This window comes from Bradyrhizobium ontarionense, assembly GCF_021088345.1.
Lineage (GTDB): Bacteria > Pseudomonadota > Alphaproteobacteria > Rhizobiales > Xanthobacteraceae > Bradyrhizobium > Bradyrhizobium ontarionense.
Map to the genome: position 1 here is coordinate 4,670,691 of NZ_CP088156.1, position 15,261 is coordinate 4,685,951.

3 protein-coding genes are annotated in these 15,261 nt (G+C 63.0%); 2 read left to right on the forward strand and 1 reads right to left on the reverse strand.

The genetic code is table 11. The features are described 5' to 3' along the window. Positions 1 to 49 precede the first annotated feature (49 nt). Positions 50 to 10,291: a hypothetical protein gene (locus LQG66_RS20705; protein WP_231317532.1), complete on the reverse strand. Its 10,242-nt coding sequence runs from the start codon at positions 10,289 to 10,291 to the stop codon at positions 50 to 52. A gap of 1,663 nt (positions 10,292 to 11,954) precedes the next feature. On the opposite strand from LQG66_RS20705, the gene LQG66_RS20710 reads away from it, so the two are divergent. Together LQG66_RS20710 and LQG66_RS20715 are read left to right on the forward strand one after the other, a co-directional pair. Continuing rightward, positions 11,955 to 13,787: a hypothetical protein gene (locus LQG66_RS20710; RefSeq protein ID WP_231317533.1), complete on the forward strand. Its 1,833-nt coding sequence runs from the start codon at positions 11,955 to 11,957 to the stop codon at positions 13,785 to 13,787. A 146-nt stretch (positions 13,788 to 13,933) separates the two neighbouring features. After that, complete coding sequence (locus tag LQG66_RS20715; RefSeq protein WP_231317534.1) at positions 13,934 to 15,205, forward strand: metallopeptidase domain-containing protein; 1,272 nt, start codon at positions 13,934 to 13,936, stop codon at positions 15,203 to 15,205. The last annotated feature ends 56 nt before the right edge of the window (positions 15,206 to 15,261 follow it).

The following is a 15,261-nucleotide window of genomic DNA, read 5'->3' on the forward strand; positions in this document are numbered from 1 at the left end:
CGTCTCACTTCATTCCCTGCCGCCTCCTTTCTGACGCGTCCCCACCGCACTACACTGGGCTGACATCGGAAAGCTTGAGCTGCAGGTTACTGAACTGCAGCACCGGCGTGTCAGCGCTGCTCAGCGCCGCATAGAGCGTGACGTCGAACACCAACATCGCGCCGGCCGGTGTCGCGTCAGCTCCAAAGATGATGTCGTTGTTGCCGGCCCAGGTGGCGATGGCTTTGGCGAACAGCACCGAGAAGTCGCCGAGTTGGCTCCGGTCCTGGCCATCGATATCGAACGAGCGGGCGAGCACGATCGGCACCAGCGGCGCAATCGACGTGGCGTCATAGGCCGCCCCGGTCGCCGAAGGCACGGCGAACCGGAATGAGCAGCCGATCTTGACACGCCGCGTGGTGCCGCTGGTCACATCCGACCTGAGATGCGCGTCGACCAGCGACGCTGCCTGGACCGGATCAGCCAGCAGGTTCGCCATGATCGTGTAGATGCGCTGGCACAGACTCGACGGCTCCTGTGGGCAGCCCGCGCCCGATCCCTGGTTCGGCAGCGCGGTGACATCGACCGGCTTGGCGTGCTCGATGAACGGCGTAACCGGCTGGCTCGGCCGCACCTCTGGGGTCATGTAGACGAATTCCGACACGGTCTGCCATGTCGTGTTGTCCGGGGCAGTGAGCGTGATGAGGTTGCGCTCGACCTGAACGGAGGAGAGCGCATTCTCCGCGGCAAGCACGTTGAGCGCGTCGACCTCGATCAAATGAGCCACGCCGAGGGCGCCGACCGGCGCGTCCTGCACGGTAATCGTCAGATGATCCGGCTTGCGATCCAGTGTCTGGTTCGGATACGGCGCGAGGTTCTTGGCCGGATCGAGCGCAGTCAACGACAGCGTCGCATTGGCGAAGCTGGATTCGCCCTGATCCAGCGGCCATGCAAGTGTGATCTCCTGGGTGCTGCGGTCATCATCGCGCTTGTCCGTGATCACGTAGGTATCGGTGACGTTGGCCAGCCCCGACGCTTTGCCAAAGGTATGCGGGGGGTTCCAGTTCGTATTGTTCCTCACCTCGTCGACGCTCTGGGCGAAACTCGCAACCGCCAGCGCCCAGTTCGGATCGGCGAGGTTCTGCAGGATCGGCCGGACCACGCCGATGACCGCCGAGGCGCGAGCCAGCGCCGTGAACAGATCGAAGGGGCCGTCGCCCACCGCCAGCGCCTTCAGCCGCGACGCCCGCTCCGAGGTCGCACTGAGATTCGTGTTGTAGGTGATCGTACTGTTGATCTGGTCCTGCGCCACCAGGAACGCCTGATAGGTGTAGAGATAGCTCCAATTGGCGCCGTCGGCGATCGGATTGCCGGAGGGCGGCGTCGGCGTGTAGTCGGCCCAGCCCTGGCTGACCAGGGTCGGCGGCGTCGGATACTGGCGGAAGACGACCGGAATGGTCGTCACCGTGTTGGCCGGCCCGATATGTGGAACACCGTGCGGATAAGGATCGATCAGCTGCAGCCAGAGCGACGGCCGCGCCTCGCCTGGTGCGCCCGGCGGTGCAAGGAAGTATTGGAGGTTGGTGACGTTGAAGTGCAGGTCGAACGGCACCGTCGCGCGCGCGACCACATCAGGATCGCCGTAAAGGAACGTGAGCGAGCTCGACCCCTGGCTGCTGACGGCCACATGCGCGGTCGATAGCCCCGCATTCTGTCGCGTGCCGACGTAACTGCCGCTGCCCGAACCGTTGGGCACGACGACGGTGAATTTCGAGCCGTCGACGCCCGTCACGGTGTAGACCGCGTTCGGGGGCGCACTGCCCGACGTAGCCGTGAATGACATGAACACGCGGTCGCCGGTCGCCAGCAGATCCGGGCTGCCGGTGCTGCAGGTCAGCGTGACGCCGCTCCAGGCGTAGCTGCCGCCGAGCATCGCCTCGACCGGTCCGAACAGCTCGATAGAGCCGTCCGCCGCTGGCGACACCGATTGATTCCAGGTGACGTCGAATTGCCCGATCGTGTCCACCGAATAGGCCGTCATCAGCGCGGCGCGCATCTGCTGCTCGAACGCGGTGGCTGCGACCGTGCGCTGGTCCGCCGTCCCGGTGAACGGCGATTGCGCACTGAACAGCCATTCGACCTCATATGTCGAATATTTCTGGGCCAACGACTCGCGCCCGCGCGCGATCGTGTCATAGGCAGTGCGCGCCTCCTCGAACGCCTTGGCGGCGCTGGCCGGCCCCAGCACGTCGTCCACTGTCTGGAAGAACGTCCGGTTGATCTGGTCGAGGTCGATATTGACGAACTGCCGCTGCGCCGGCAGTTGCGGCAATTGCGCCGGCATCGTCGGCAACGGCACCATGCCGCTGTCGAGCGCGTTGTCGAGCGGTTTCGGCGACAGGAACCGTGGCCCCGCGTGGGCACCGACGCCGATCGAAATGTCGAGCAGCGAGGCGGCCGCGGCCCAGATCGACTGCACGCCGACGCGCGCGCCGCCCGAACCGTCGCGGGCCAGCCCGAGCGATTTGAGCGCGCGGCGCGCCTTCGCCGTGCTCGACAGATGCTGCGGCGGCGCACTCTGCGTGCCATTCAGGCCGACGGCAAGCTTCTGTGCCGGGAAGGCCGCGACGAAATCGGCAGCGAAAGCCGACATGTTGTTGGCGCCACCAGTGTTGGCGACCAGGGTCGAGGCAACGTTCTGCGCCGAAGGATAGATGATGGTGCCGAACTGGTCCTTCAGATACGGCGAGATCAGATTCGGGTCGCGCAGGATCCCGAACAGCACCGTGATCGCGAACAAGGGCGGCAGCGTGCCGGGTCCGGTGACCGCCATCGCGATCGTCACCGGCCCTGGGAAATCCTGGCTCGTCCCCGCGAGCCAGTCGACGATGCCGTCGATCATCCCGATCACGTTGCTGGAGTCGGAACTGCCGACCGGGAACTGCACCAGGCTGACGCCATCCGCCTGCAGCGCCAGGCTGGTCTCGACGTAGAACGAGACACCCGGCCCGCTGAGCTGAGTCGCGATGGTCTGGAAGCTGACCAGCGCGGCTTGCTTCTGCACATCCGACATGCCGTCGAACGTCGACTCGCTCGGGGTCAGGCGGATGATGATCGTGTTCGGCTTCGCGAGACCGCCCCCGAAATCGAAGCTCGGAACCACGCCCATCCACTGGTCGACCGGAACAATCGGATCGAAATAGAGATTGGTGGCGGAGAAGCTGCTCGGCGTCGGCAGCTGATTGCCGAAAGCGTCGTTGGTGAAGAAGGACAGCGTGAACGGATCGTCGATGCTGGCGTAGCGATCGGGATTCGCGACGCCGACATTGGCCTTGGCGACGTTGTAGAGTGGCGCGAACACGCGATAGTCGCTGTTCGGATCGCCCTCCGCCGGCCGCTGCGGCTGCAGGGGCGCCGACAGATTGCTGGCGATGAAACCGGCGCTCGCCTGCACCCGGTAGGTCACCAACGCGTAGAGCGCGTTGAGCGCGGCCGGGGCCGCCGCCATCGCCATGAGCGCGCCGTGCAGTTCGTCGTCGGCCAGGCCCGCGGCGCGCAGCAGCTTGATGGCTTCGTCGCGCGTCGGGCCCTGAGTGGATACACGCTGCGCCCTGGCAGCGAATTCCGGCGTGGCCTTCAGCCGCATCGTATCGTCGGAGCGCGCGAGCGAGACCCCGAAGGTGCCGGCAGCGACCTTGACGTAGCGCGTCTCCAATGCCGGATCGTCGGTTTCGGCGTAATAAACCAGACTGCTCTGGGTATTCGCGAGCACGACCGCATTGTGATAGGGCTCAACGACGAGCGGCGATGCCTCGACATTGGCGCCCGTCGATGCTGTGTAGCTGACCAACAGCGTCACCTGCCCGACGCCCTTGACGAACAGCGCCGTCGGCAGCGAATGAGCACTGGCATCGAGATAGCGCAGATAGTAGCCGCTGGCGTTGGTGACGGTCGCCTGCTGCACGATCTGGACGAAGCTGTAACCGCCATCGTCGGTGACCGCCGAGGTCGCACCGACGGCGACACCGACCGGCAAAGGCGTCGCCATCGCCCTCAGCCCCGGCGGGGGCTGCGACACCGAGGTGGTGTTGGTGCGAAGCACGAAGACGGCGGTGGGATCAACCGTGGCGGAGACGAGTCCGGGCGCATTCGCGGCCGTCTGGTAGAGGATCTGCAGCGACGCAATCGGCCGCTCGCCGGCGCGCAGGGCCGCAAGGATCTCGCCGAGCAGCGCCTCGTCCGACTGGCTCGCCCCCGACAGGCCGAAGATGTCCGCCAGCACGCTGCCCTGCGTCTCGCCGGCAATCTGTTTGACCGTCAGATTGATGGCCGTCGCGAGGGCGACATCGGCTGCGGGCAGCGGTGTGCCGTCGGGCAGATAGGCGCCGTCGGCCGCACGCGACTTGACCAGCACCGGGATGCCATTGGATCCCTGCGCCGCCTGCAGGCGCATGAGGGCAGATGGGAAAGTGCGCAGGCTGAGCGCATTGCCCGCCGGCGGCGTCCATACAATGGCGCTGTCGAAGGCGAAGGCCTGCGGACCGGTCGAGGTCAGATCGATCGGCGTCGGCTGGCCGGGCTTGGCCACCGACCCCTCGGTCAGCTTGGTGTAGGGATCGACCCATGTGCTGGTCAAATCGAACGGGACGTCGGCGACCAGCCAGGTCTGCTTCATGTCGGGATTGGTCAGTTTGATCCCGTAGGTATTGTCCTTGGCGAAGCCGCCCACCGGGAACTGCTGCCACAGCACCGCAAACAGCGGGTTGGTGGCGGGATCCGGCGCGCCGCCGGGCACCGTCATGCCCGGCGTGAAGGGCAGCCGCAGGCCGCCGCGCAATGCGCTCGACATCTGACCGGCGAGTTGCTGGTAGAGCGACTGCGCCGTCGTTGATGGCGCGCTCGCAATGGCACAGAACAGGTCGGTGAGCTTGGCCTTCTCCAGATTCTGGTTCTGCATCGTGACCAAGAGCTGGTGCACGGCGCCACGGATCAGCCCCTTGAAGAAGTCGAGGAAAATCTCCTGGCTCAGCGGCGCAGTCGCTTCCATCAACATGCGCGCCGTCGGCGCGTTCTGTGTCTGGTTGACGAACAGCTGATTGAAATAATCGTCCACGTCCCGCAGGTAAGTCAGCGCGACCACGTTCTTCGATTCGAACTGATAGGAGAAGTCGGCCGGCTTCCCATCGAGGGTGCGACCGCTGGTGGAGATGTTGAGGAACGGCGGCATCGGGAACACGGTGGCATGCGTGTCCTGGGTCGGCAGCGCCACGGTGCCCTTGAAATTGGCGAGCTGCGCCAGGATCGTCGGATAGTCGAGCCAGCCGGTGAGCAATTCCGGCAGGCTGTCGATATCGCGCATTCCCACCCGGCCCGTGTCGGGATCGCTTTCGAGCCAGACCTCGGCGTCGTAGCTCGGCAGATTCAACGCATGCATCAGGGCAAACGTCGCAAGCTGCGTTGCCGTCGCCTCGAACGGCTTGAAGTCGGCATATGTCGGCTGCGGCTTGGGCGCCGTCTCATACTCGACACCGAGTGACACCACGGCCCACGGCACGCCGTCATGGGTGGCGTCCGGGAATATCACGGTCAGCTCCGGCAGATAGAGCAGCGGCAGCGTGGCATTCAGTCCGGGCAACAGGCCCACCGCCGGCGCCTCGAGCAGCCTTCGCGCGGACACGACATTGGCCAGCAGCGCGGCTTTCGCATCATTCGGCTTGCCGACCAGGTACCAATCGAAGCGGAACGACGCATTGAAGCTGAAGCTGATGGTGACCGAGAACAAGAACAGGTTGATCTTCACGCTGACGCTGACGCTGACGCTCGCTTCGATATAGAGAAGGATCGTCCCGTCGGCGCCCGCCACGGCGTGTTCGTAAGTGAGGACCAGGCCGATACTGGCCTGCAGGCGGACATTGACGCTCGCCTTGATGATGACGAAGTCGATCGAGCCGTAGAGCTCGCCGATGATGCCGAACTGGCCTTGCAGCGACAACGCATCCGGCGTGCGCATGATGTCGGTGCCGCCGCTGGTGACGTAGCCTGCCGCACCCTGGACGATGCCGAAGAAGGTCACGCTGACGCCGGCCTTCAGCGGACCGGCGGTGAAATCCTTGCCGACCCCGAGACGGGCGGCGAATCCGAATCCTTCGATCGTGGCGTAGGTGCCCTTGAAGACATCCGGGTTGGTGGCCGAGCTGAGATAGGCGATGTAGAAGCCGCCCGAGCCGGTGACCGGCACCGGGCCGGCCTGCGCCTGGACCTGGAAGCACGGGCTCCAATTGTCGCCGTCGGGGAAGCCGAGATCGACCTTCCAGTTGCCGTTGGTATAGACGTCGACCGTGATGGTCGGCAGCGTCACCGACGCGGCGCCGACGTTGAAGGTGCGCAGATAGGTCGGCAGGCCCAGCGTGGTGTGAAACAGGCCGATCGTGTCGGAAATCTTGGTGTAGGTGATCTCGAAGACGAAGCCTGCGCCGACGCCGCCGGTGATCTTGACCTGCAGCGCATAGAACGGCGTGACGTCGTAGAAGACGAGGCCGAGCTCGATGATCTTGAGCAGTTTGAAATTGGTGACGGCGATCCACCTGCCGTCCGGGTGATAGATCGAGCCGTAATCCTTGTCCTTCAGGTTGGCCCAGAAGGTGTTCATCATGAAATCGAGAAATTCGTCGTAGCTGGTCGGTGGCGTCGCCGGATCCGGGCCGACGCGCTGGCCGAGGCCGAGATAGATCAGCTCGAAAACGCCGCCCTCGTCGCCATTGCCGTCGTCTTTGCCGCTCTTCGTCAGGCCGCGTGCCGGCGGCAGCACCGTCTTGCGCGCTGCGATCGCCTTGCCGGTGTCTCCTCCACCACCTTCCGGTTCGCCGCCGCCGCCATCCTCGCCGAGCTTGTAGGCGGCGATCCAGCCGATCTGGTCGGCGCCCTCGGTCGGCGCAAAGAGACCGAAGCTGATCGTGCCCTTCGGCGGAATCCGCGTGCCGAAGATCTCGACGTAGCACTCGTTCATGCCGAGCACGAGCATCTTGGGCTCGCTCGTCGTCGCATATTCGAGATTGAACTGCTGGATCGAGATCGTAATCACACCCTGGATCTTGATCTCGAGCTTGCCGTCGACCTGCGGCAGCTGCACGCCGACCGCGACGCCGCCGTTCTGGCCGCTCGACCAGCCGATCAGGACGCTGAATTTGAACGCCGACAGCGATCCGACCAGTCCGCCCATGGAACCAAGGTCGAGATCGAAGATGAGCGCGTAATTGAACGTATCCTGCAGCGTGATGCCGTTTTCCGCGAGGCCGGCCACCGAGCCGAGCGAATAGAAGTTGAGGCTCTCGATGGTCTCATCGGCATGCTGCGAATAGAGGAACGATTTGAGCTTGAACGGGATCAGCTTGGTGAGGCTGTTGGAGCCCTCGCGTTGCTCGGTCGTGCCGAGATCGAGCCGCAAATTGCCGGGCGCGAAGGCGAGCGCGAGATTGTCCGTCGACGGCTGCTTTGGCGGTTTGGTGTCGTAGACGGTGAGGTCGAAGGCGACGTCGATGCCGAGGTCGGAGAACTCGAGCTTCTCGAAGGAAAAGAGGTCGAGCACCTTGAGCTCGTTGAACTCGAGATTGCCCCAGATCCCGAAATGCGACTTGATGCTGCTGGTTGTGCCATCCGGCGGGGATTTGCCCGCGGTCTCCTGGCCGAACGAGAACTGCAGCTTCGTCAGCGTGATCTGCTTGAGATATTTGTTGTTCGGATTGCCGTCCTTGTCGGTGAAATTGTAGACGAAGTCGCCCTCGGCAACGAACGAGTAGACGCCCGCGCCCGACGAGTCGTTGTCGCCGCCCGTCGCATTCGCCTGGTAGGACCCGGTGATGACAATGGTGTTGCCGGCGTCGTCGCCGCCGCCAACCGCGCCCGCCGTTGTCGCATCCTGTTGCTTGACCCCGGTGTCGAACAGGTTGTTGATGGTGAGGTTGATCTGACAGGAAAAGTCGCGCAGCTCCGAATTGGTGAACAGCGCCCGCAGGAACGCGACCTCGAAGCCATAGTCGATGTCCAGCCCCGGCGGCGGCGTATCGCCGGCCTTCTCATAGTCGACCAGCGCGAACATCGCGCTGCGCGCCAATGTCGGGACGTCGGCGTCGGGACTGGTATTGTTGATGGCAATGCCGGCATGGTGGACGCGGAAGCCGGCAATGCCCGGATCCTTCATGCCGCCGAGCACCGCCTTGATCGCCGTCGGCAGCTTGCTGAGCTCCATATTGCAGTTGACGCAGAGGATGCCGTTGAAGGCCGGGTCGATCACCGTCTGATAGAAGTTCCAGTAGATCGAGTCCGTATCGGGGACGTCACCGCCGTTCGGAAACACGGCCGCTTTGGCATCCTCGATCACCTGCTGGAGATAGGCCTGCACCTTGTCCGCGCTGGTGGACGTATTGAAAGTATCCGGCGCCGACCACAATCGCGTATCGTCGACCAGATCCTGGATCGACTGATCGGGATAGAATTTCAGGATGAAGATGGGCGGCGTTCCGTCGGGCCCGCTGAGCCCGCCCGACGACAGATCGAAGGTCCAGTCGCCGATCTGCAGGCTGCTGTCCGCGAAGCTGAACAGCGGCACGGAGGAATCGAGCGGATCGGGCGTGCTCGGCGGGGTGCTGATGACGGTGAAGATCTGGTTCTGCTGCACGGCCTTGCGGATCGAAGGCCCCATGTCGGCGATGCGCAACACGCCGGCATCACTGATCGCCATCTCGAGCGCATTCCAGACCGGAGGCTGCCCCGACAGTTCGGCGATCATGCCCTGCGGCGTCATCGCCTTCTGCGGCTCGGCGTCGGCCATCGTCTGAAGCCGCGCCGTCTTCGGCGGCGGTGCGGCAACGTAGGAATCGGCGCGCTTCGGATTGAGCGCGTTCGACTCCATGTCGAGGTAGGTTTTGACCTCGATGTTGGGATTGGTGGTGAACGGTATGCCGGCATAGGGGGCAAGCGGCGTTGCCGGCGCCTCCTGATCGGCGAGCCAGCTATCGACCGCGAAGTAATCCAGGATGTGGACATTCAATCCGGACTGCGGCGCGGCGCCATTCAGACGTGCCGCTTGCTTTCCGCCCTGCTTGTAGAGCGGCGCCCGCTCGGGCTGCGAGACATAAGCGCCGACCTTGCTGACGATGCGGCCGTAGGACGTGGTCGCGGTGGCGTCGAGATAGACCGGCTTGGTCTGCGAATCCGCAGCCGGCGGAATGCGCCAGGCCGGCTTGTCGGAGACAAATTCCAGGCTGTCCGGCGCGGAGCCGAGATTGACCGACAGGAATTCCGTGCCGGTGATGCCGCACAGCATCTGAACCGTATCCGGCCCGCCGCTGACCCCGTCGAGCGTCAGACCGAACGTCCCGGCCGGCGTCAGATAATAGAAGCTCTCATCGGTCGCCGATTGCATCGGACGCCCGGCAAACACGAGCCTGCTCGTTGCGAGATCGTCACTGCCGGCGACGGTCTTGAAGGCAAAGGATTTTCCGTTGGCGGTGACGAAATTGCAGCCGATCACCGGATCGGTGAACTGGAAGAACGTCCGCGCCGGATCGAGCGGGGCGAGCACAGTGAGCGTGACATTGAAATCGAACGGCTTGTTCGAACCGGACGCAGCACGGAACACAGGATAGCTGAGGACGCGAACTTGCCCGCCGTCGATCGGCGGACTGAAATACATCATCCCCGCTTCGAACTGCGTCAGGTCCTCGGTGGTGAATTGAAACGCCACCTGTGCGGAGCCAACGAGGGGCCCCGTCATCGCAAGCGCGGCATAAGGCGCCGGCGAGGTGAACGTGACGGTCGCGCCGCCTGGCGGCGTAACAGCCATGGCGAAGACGTTCGAGAGTTGCTGCGGGTTGCCGAGCTGGAGGCTGTTCGACGGGTCATCGAAAAGCACGGTCGTGGTGGGATTGAAGATGTTGGGCGTGACCTGAAAAGTCACGCTGTTGCGAAAGACGAGCGAGAACGCCGCCGACAGCATCGGCGTCGGCGTGCCCTGGCCGGAGACCGACACCAGGATAGGCTGGATGCTCAGCGGCTCCGGAAACCAGCCAATCTGGGTACCGACATTATTGGAGAAGGCGGAGCGCACGCCTGCGGCGAAGCTGTCCCAGTCCCTCGTGGCTGATGGCTCAAAGAAGGCGATGTAGCCGAGCTGGTTGGGGTCAACCCAGCTTTGCGCCGTCAGCTCAAAGGTCGGATCGGTCCGGTTTGCGTCCTGGAATAGAAACGCGACTCTCGCATCTGCCGCCGACTCGGCCAAGTATAAGCCGCTCGCTTGGCGTAAAAATTCGATCATGATTCAAATTCCCGAACGCGGTTGTCGACGGTCAAACTGACCTCGGCACCCGGCCGCGTGCCCGCGAAGAACCGCAGGGAGACGCGAAATCCGGTGCTCGGGCCTCTGCGGTAGCTCTAATTCTTGGATGCTACCTTAACGTGCGACGCTTTGAAAGAGAACAATGACAAAGAAAGGAAACAATGACGAAGGTCGCCTTCTGGCGGTCAAGACGACCTCATCCGGACCGGTGGCGCTGCATGACTTCCTGATCTCGCCGCGACCGCCGGATTTGGGCCGGGCTTCGCAGCGCCGGCCCGAAGCCGATAGAATGGACGCAACGGCCAGGAGCATGAGCCGGAGCGGCTCAGCCTGTTGGACTTCACTGCTGCCAGTGCGCTTCGGATCGCCATCGCCGATGCGGCGTTCAATCACCGGCTCTATTACTTCCGGCTAGCGTTCGTCCTCCGGCTTCAAGCGCGCCCCGCTGGGCTCGGCGGCGCAAGCTCACTCGCACGCGAGTGTGTGTCCAATGGTCGAGCAGCCACGACCCTTGGCTTCTCACGCCGATCCAGTCGAGATCGGATCGGACGTGAACTTGTCCGCAGGAGCCGGCATCGTCAGAATGAACTCGCACGCTTGGCGTGAACGCAGGCAGCGAACAGGAGTGCCACTGTCGTCGATCGCGCACGACCGTGAGCGCAAGTGTCAGCGACCGACCGCTCGCTCGATATGTGTGGCGGGAATGCCGACCGGCTCGGCGAGATATCTTATCTGTCCGCCTCGCCTGCGACTCACGCTGACGTTGAGCTGAGATGTCAGCGCGCTCGCGCCGTCTCCGGTCAGCGATCGTCATTGCTCCGATGGGGCGGCCAAGGCACGTCGCCTCATCAATGGCGCATCGACTGGGAAATATGGCGGTCAATATCGGCGCCCGTCCGCCCTGCATCCCGATGCGAGGCTCGACATCTGCCGTTCTGCCGGCAAGCGCGATATCCACGATATGCCTCGTCGAGGTGGGCAGGCGTAAGGGAGTACAGAGTCTCCCGCCTACATCGCAGCTTTTACGATGATTTTGGACAATGGCGAACGATCGAGACGGTTAGCTGGCGGTGGGAGAGGACTCGGGGTCGAATCTTCTCCGAGTAGCCTCACAGCGGATTGAGCGCACCACCACGCGCGGTCAAAGTCGCCGGCGTTTGAGACAAACGGACCACGGCCGCCTTTGACTGGCCGCCGTCAGTTGCGTGAGCACTTGACGGAGTGAGACCGCCTGCGCGGTGCGAGAATCCGGCCGACTTCGGAGCGCCAATCTATTGCGCGGACCGATCCGTGCGCTTTCCACCAACCCAATGCCATGGAATAACTCCGCTATTAAGTGACAGAAGGCGTCCGTTGCGGCGATCGGCCGCCAAAGCAGATATGCTCGCCGGCGTTGGATGAAGGCCCTCGCCATTTTAAGTAGGGCTCTTCCAGCCCGGTGGGACAACACGCTCTGTCTCTCGGCCGCCGTGGAACGAGGACGGACGAAAAAAGAACGGCCGCCTGACAGCGCCGAGTGGCAAGTCGGAGCGCCATTTAGATAGTTCTACCTTAGATAGTTCTACCCATTGACGTTCAAGCGAGACCGTGATGGAGTATATTAAATCAATATAAAATACTTCGGCGCTCGGGAGGCGGGAAGATGATTACACGCATGCGCCCGCTCGGTTGCCTGCTCGCTGCTGCGGGCGCACTAACGCTGCTGCTAGGCGGCATTTCGGAGCCGCGCGCGCAATTTCTGCCGGTCTATACCAGCCCGATTGATATCACCGGATTGAAGGTTCAGCTCCGTCTGTTTGCCCCCGACCGCGAGACTGGCCAGCCAGTTAGCGTGCCGCTGCCAGGTGGGCTATTCGGCCCGAAGATGAGCCAGTTCTTCTCGGCGCCGCTCGTCACACAGTTTGACCAATTTTGGAACGCTAAAGATCCGAGCACCGGGATGACGCCTCGGGAGAAGGCCTGCGACGGCCCGGACGGCATCAAGCAGCAGGTCATCAAGCAGACGGCCATGCGCGGTCCCTCCTATAGCGCCTACAACATCTCGTGCGATCTCGCGGCCTCGGGGCAGATGCTCGTCAAGCAATATGGCTCCACGTTGATCCTCGCCTACCTGCTGACGAACAACACCGTGTCCTTCGCGTCGACGTCTCCCCAAACCTGCTCACCCGAGAAAGGCAGTATCTTCTGCCCGAACAATCCCCGGTTCACCATTCACTTTGCCACCGAGATTGTGACGGTCGTACGCACGCCCGGCCTCTGCCAGCTCATCGCGGAAAACGGTACAGTCTACGTGGTTGCCGCCTCGTTCGACTTTCAGAACGCATCCGCGGAATTCGCACATTTTTTCTTCTCCGGGCAAGGCTTCGTGGCGGCAGAGGCGGCGATCACGAGTACCGTGCAGCCTCAGCCGCTGCCCATCGATGACGCGTTCAACGAACTCCGGACGGGCGACGCGTGTACCGGAAAGACGCCGGGCGCATCCAGCATTCTCGCCGCCTTCGGCGACCTCGAAACCGAGATTGACTTGCGCCAGGGGATTATCCTCCGGGCGAGTCATGTGGGCATTGCGGCCCCATCGTTGAGTGTGCCGGTTCTCAACCCGCCGCGATCGTTCACGCGGCCGATGATTTCGACCACGCAGCCGCTGGTAAGGGCGGGTGACACCGTGCAGCTTAACGGCCAGCACTTCCCGCAGAATACGAACCTGGCCACCGCCTTGCCGGTGTCCTTGCAGCACGAGGGGCTATCTTGCTTCGGCGGCGCGACTGCCCTTGAATGGGGCCGGGTTGGCGGCCCGCTCGCTATGCAGTCTCTCCCGGGCGATGCGAATGGCGGATGCGTGGGGGACTACGATGCCACCAATTTGACGCCCAACACGGCATACCAGTTCCGCGCCCGCGATTGCGACCTAATGACGTGCAGCCCGTGGAGCGTGATGCTGCACGTGCTCACGGCAAAGACCGACGCCACAAACGACGAAGTGGTCCTCACGCTGGACGGCGGTACGCCGCTAGGCAAGGTGAGCGTCAACGCTCAGGGGAAATTCCAGACCCCCATCACGATCCCGCTTGGGACGTCGGCCAACACGCACACCATCCACGCGGTTATCCGCGATGCGAAGGCGGATGCGATTATCCAGGTGACGGTGCCGGGGAGCGAGGCGTCGATCATGATGGTCGGCGAGCTCAATGGTGAGATGGGTTGCCCGAATCACGCAATCAGCTCAACGAGAACCGACGACACCTTTATGTTGTTCGGCGCGGGTTTTCCGGCTGGCACAGTGGCGATAAACTTGGACACCCCAACCGGCGCCATGCTGGGCACGGCGACGGTGCGCGCGAACGGCACCATCTGCCAGCAGATGCAAAGCCCCCCCGCACGGGACGCCGGCGCGCACACCCTCGTTGCCGTGCAGGCCGGCGCTGTCCTGGCGCAGGTTGCTGTCACCTTCGTCCTGCCCAACGTAGTTCGATAAAGCCAGACGGGCGATGACCTCGGTTTGTCATGTATCTATGGGCAATCACACCTCTGCGCTAGACGGCGGTGGGCCGCTCTGCATCACGGCGTCGAAGACACCTTACGTCATTCGCTAGGTCCGACGTTCAAACTTTGGAGGGTCGAATGTCCCGCGCGACGCCATGGGCGATTATTCTGACCAAGTGGAGTGACAAGAACGACGAGCCGAGGCCAATCGATTTTTTCAAAAAGTTGTTTACGGCCGAAGGTTCTGGTTCCTTTAACATGACCGACTACTTCGATACCATGTCCCATGGGTCGATTGATCTTTCCGGTAGTCAGGTATTCGGGTGGTACACCCTAGATCAGCCCCAAAGCGCTTACGTTGGCAGGGCAGCGCCTGGACCGGGCCAACTCGACCGCGGAGGTCTGATCACCGCGGGGAAGGCCAAGGCTTCGGCCGCCGGAGTGGATCTATCCAAGTTTTCCGGTGTCGTGGTTGCGATGAATACCTTGACCGACCTCTTCGGTTCTGTCGGCGGCATGGCGGCTCTCTGCGACCCTGGCTCTTTCCAGCCGGCAGTGCTTGGCCAAGAGATGGGCCACGGATACGGGCTCCAGCACAGTAGGGTAGATGGATTGACCGACGATTATAGAGACCCTTGGGACGCCATGAGCACTTGGGACGGGTGCTATTCGGAACCGAACCCGAACTATACCCTGATCGGACCGGGGCTATGCTCGGCCAACATGCGCAACATGGGTTGGTTGGACGAATCGCGCGTGTGGAAGGCGGCGAACTCTTCCTTTACCCAACAGGTGGTGCTACGGCCGCTGCACTCGCGCAGTCTTCCCGGCGCCCTCGCTGCTGAAATTCCCGGCACGGCGGGCGGCTTCTTAGTCGAATTCCGCGTGCCGGAGGACTGGGATGCGGCCTTTCCACGCCCGGCCGTCTTCGTCCATCGCCTCAACGAAGGATATTCATATCGCATGATCGGATCGTCGGGATCCAGCGATCTGGTCGCAGGTGACCGGTTCACCTGGGGCAGCGAAGCCATCAGTTTCACTAGCTTCACTAGCGTGAAGGTAGATGAGATCAACGAGATCGAGCAATATGCCAAACTGACCTTGCACTACCGTGCGGCGGAACGCATTCGTGTCCCGCAAATCGTCGGCGAGATTTTTGGCGGGGTAGCGGTGGACGGAGGTGGCGTCATCTTCGTCAACGGCGTCCCGCATCCCGTAGGCCCGTGGGGACCCCTCGTCCAGGTCCTGAATCAGGTCGTGGCTCACAGCACGGCGGATCAGATCGCGGATCCGATCGCCAGACTTGCGGCCAAGAAGAGCGCGCTCTCGGCGATAATCGAGGTCGCGTCCAATCAGCTTGAGGACCTAACCCGTCTCGAAACCCCGCCGGCGCTGACGCGCCAAGGCTAAGCGCGTTGACTGCCTAGAGCGAAACATGCTTCGCCGAAATTCTCTGGGGCCAAATG

Bases quoted from the DNA above. Each gene is read 5' to 3' on its own strand.
- LQG66_RS20705 (WP_231317532.1), bottom strand. From the start codon at position 10,291: ATGATCGAATTTTTACGCCAAGCGAGCGGCTTATACTTGGCCGAGTCG.
- LQG66_RS20710 (WP_231317533.1), top strand. From the start codon at position 11,955: ATGATTACACGCATGCGCCCGCTCGGTTGCCTGCTCGCTGCTGCGGGC.
- LQG66_RS20715 (WP_231317534.1), top strand. From the start codon at position 13,934: ATGTCCCGCGCGACGCCATGGGCGATTATTCTGACCAAGTGGAGTGAC.